The sequence below is a fragment of the Leifsonia sp. HAY1-4F genome, from assembly GCF_056755275.1.
On the sequence record NZ_JBNDHX010000182.1, the window covers coordinates 1 to 2,872 of the forward strand.

Annotated in this window: 3 protein-coding genes and 1 pseudogene; 2 read left to right on the forward strand and 2 right to left on the reverse strand. The window is 68.3% G+C overall.

Going from position 1 to position 2,872, the window contains the following annotated elements; all coding sequences use genetic code 11:
* Nucleotides 1–173: 173 nt before the first annotated feature.
* The gene (locus ACPYOG_RS18990; RefSeq protein WP_481295700.1) at nucleotides 174–875 is read left to right on the forward strand and encodes a TetR/AcrR family transcriptional regulator; all 702 of its coding nucleotides are present in this window, start codon (nucleotides 174–176) and stop codon (nucleotides 873–875) included.
* On the opposite strand, the pseudogene ACPYOG_RS18995 reads toward ACPYOG_RS18990, so the two are convergent.
* Nucleotides 835–948, reverse strand: a pseudogene (locus ACPYOG_RS18995) (hypothetical protein); the annotation flags it as partial. The gene ACPYOG_RS18990 and the pseudogene ACPYOG_RS18995 sit on opposite strands and share 41 nt — an antisense overlap.
* A 107-nt stretch (nucleotides 949–1,055) precedes the next feature.
* Here ACPYOG_RS18995 and ACPYOG_RS19000 point away from each other — a divergent pair.
* The gene (locus ACPYOG_RS19000) at nucleotides 1,056–1,922 is read left to right on the forward strand and encodes a LysR family transcriptional regulator (protein ID WP_481295698.1); all 867 of its coding nucleotides are present in this window, start codon (nucleotides 1,056–1,058) and stop codon (nucleotides 1,920–1,922) included.
* 27 nt (nucleotides 1,923–1,949) lie between these two features.
* Here the strand turns inward: ACPYOG_RS19000 and ACPYOG_RS19005 are convergent, their stop codons facing one another.
* The gene (locus tag ACPYOG_RS19005) at nucleotides 1,950–2,813 is read right to left on the reverse strand and encodes an aldo/keto reductase (protein WP_481295699.1); all 864 of its coding nucleotides are present in this window, start codon (nucleotides 2,811–2,813) and stop codon (nucleotides 1,950–1,952) included.
* Nucleotides 2,814–2,872 lie beyond the last annotated feature (59 nt).

Sequence of the window (2,872 nt, forward strand, 5' to 3'; positions counted from 1 at the left end):
CGAGGGTTTGAGGATGCCATGTCGCCTCCTTCGCTTGATGCGCGAGTGCCTTGCTTCACTGCCTCTAATGCTACACCGTGTAGCGATTGTGGTGGCTAAAAGATGCTCCTCAGCCGCGAACGGGCACGCGCAGTGATCGTTAGAAGTACTGTGGCGGCATGGCAGACAAGGTGATGATTCGTCCGGGGGGTCGAGCGGCTCGTGTCGCCGAAGCCGTATATCAGGCGACTCTTGCTGAGCTAGCGGCCGGACCTTACGCGGCAGTCACCATCGACTCCATCGCTTCACGTGCGGGGGTTGCGCGATCCACTTTGTACCGACGGTGGTCGACCAAGGAGCGGCTCGTGCTTGACGCCGTGGTAGCCGTCGGCGGCGAGTTGGTTGCCATCCCGGACCCGTCGTCATCGATCGAATCGGCTCTTATGCACGTCGCGACCGCGATCAGCACCACCATCACCACCAATCCAGGATCCTCGATCCTGCGCGCGTACATCGCCGGTGAGTTCGATGCGGACGAATTGCAGGTTGCCTTCAGCCGCTGGCGGGCGCAACGCCTCGCGGCTGTTCAAGCGGCCGTGGAACACGCGATTGCTCGAGGCGAGCTGAGCGAAGACACTGACTCCGGCCTCCTGCATCTTCAGCTCCTCGCCCCGATCTACTACACCGCTCTGGTCGAGCGGCGACCGATGACGCAGGAGGCTATCCGCGAGCACGTGGAGCTGACGGCCAGAGTGGCACGCTCCGGATACTTCTCCAAGGAACTGCAGGCATCCCCACCCGCAGCAGGTAGTTCACCAGCGACGCGACGCCGGATCCCCGGGCCTGATGCCGCATCCCCATCTCCCGGAACAACGTGGCCACGTCGGCGACGGTGAGGAAGTACGTCTCGTACCCGAACCCGGTGATCGACGCCATCTCAAACTGCAGCCGATGGTGGACCTGGTCGATCTTCTTCCGCGGTGCGTCGAAGTAGCGCTCGGTGTTCCCGGCCTGGCACTTCTCTCGGCATCCAGATGAGTTGTGGGTACGTCCCGATTGAGCAGTACGATCGCTGAATGGAACTGCGTCAGCTGGAGCACTTCGTCACCGTCGCCGAGGAGCGGCACTTCACGCGCGCGGCGGAGTTGCTCCGCATCTCGCAGTCGGGGCTGTCCGCCTCCATCCGCTCTCTCGAGCTCGAACTGGGCACCTCCCTGTTCGTCCGAAGCACGCGGAGGGTGGAGCTGACGGCCGCAGGGCAGGCCCTGCTCGCCGACTCGGTCCGCACGCTCGCCAGCGCGGCTGCCGCCCGGGATGCGGTCGCCGCCGTCCGCGGCCTGGTGCGGGGCCGGCTGACGATCGGCGCGGAGCCGTGCCTCGGCTCCGTCGACCTGCCCGCCGAGCTGGCCGCCTTCCGTACCGCCAATCCCGGAGTCGAGGTGCGCCTGCGCTACTCCGGCTCGGAGGAGCTGGTGGATGACGTCGCCGGGGGTCGCGCCGACGTCGCCCTGGTGGTCGACACCGGGCACACGCACGCGGGTGTGCGCCTCCGCCGGCTGAGCACGCAGGACATGCTCGTGCTCTGCCACCCGGAGCACCGCTTCGCGGCGGAGGACAGTATCCCGCTCGACGACCTGCGCACCGAGCCGCTGGTGGGATTCCAGGAGGGATGGGGAGCTCAAGCGCTCACCCGTCGCGCCTTCGCGGCGGCCGGGTTCGACTACCGCGCCGCGATGGAGGTGAACGACGTGCACCCGCTCCTCGACCTGGTCGGCTACAACCTCGGCGTCGCCGTCGTTCCCGCCAGCTTCGCCTTGAAGCGGCCGGACGCCCTGCGGGCTGTCCGCCTGCAGGGCGCTCCGGCGTGGACCGTGGCCGTCGCGGTCGCCGACCAGCCGAGCCCCGCCGCCGCCGCGTTCCTCACGCAGCTCGACCCGGCCTGACGGACCCGGGCGTTCGCGCGGTCGGGGTCAGGCCGCGTTCAGTCGCGTGAGCTCCTCGGGGGTGAGCTCCACCTCCACGGCGGTCACCGAGTCGCGGATGGTCTCGGGGCGCGACGATCCGGGGATCGGGATGACCTTCGGGCTCTGTGCGAGGTGCCAGGCGAGCGCGACGACCTGGGGGCTGATCCCGCGCGCAGCTGCGACCTCCTGGAACGGCTCGAAGCGACTGCCGAGCGTGCGCGCCGACGAGATGCCGCCGAGCGGGCTCCAGGGGAGGAAGGCGATGCCGAGCTCGTCGGCCAGCCGCAGCTCCGGCTCACTCGAACGGAAGGCGGGCGAGAACTCGTTCTGAACCGAGGCAAGTCGTCCGCCGAGGATGTCCTGGGCCTCCCGGATCTGCTGCGGGTTCGCGTTCGAGATCCCGGCCATCCGGATGACGCCGTCATCGAGCAGATCGCGGACCGCGCCGACCGACTCCGCGAACGGCACCCGGGGGTCGGGACGGTGGAACTGGTACAGCCCGATCGCGTCCCCGCCGAGCCGGCGCAGGGAGGCCACGGCGGCCTCCTTGAGGTACTCCGGCTGTCCGTTCTGCGTCCAGGAGCCGTCGCCCGGGCGCAGGTGGCCGCCTTTCGTGGCCACGAGAACGGATGAGGTGTCGCCGCCCCAGGTCCGCAGCGCCTCCGCGATGAGCTCCTCGTTGTGGCCGACATCGTCCGCGTGCAGGTGGTACGAGTCCGCGGTGTCGATGAACGTGACGCCCTCGTCGAGCGCCGCGTGGATGGTCCTGATCGAGCGCTCGCGGTCGGGCCGGCCCTCGATCGACATGGGCATTCCGCCGAGGCCGATCGCCGAGACCTGCATGGTGCCGATGGTGCGTGTGTAGTCCATATCGGCAACTCTCCGCTGCGGCGAGTCAGTTGTCCAACAGGTGATCTGGATGAGATTGT

Bases quoted from the DNA above. Each gene is read 5' to 3' on its own strand.
- ACPYOG_RS18990 (WP_481295700.1), top strand. From the start codon at position 174: ATGATTCGTCCGGGGGGTCGAGCGGCTCGTGTCGCCGAAGCCGTATAT.
- ACPYOG_RS19005 (WP_481295699.1), bottom strand. From the start codon at position 2,813: ATGGACTACACACGCACCATCGGCACCATGCAGGTCTCGGCGATCGGC.
- ACPYOG_RS19000 (WP_481295698.1), top strand. From the start codon at position 1,056: ATGGAACTGCGTCAGCTGGAGCACTTCGTCACCGTCGCCGAGGAGCGG.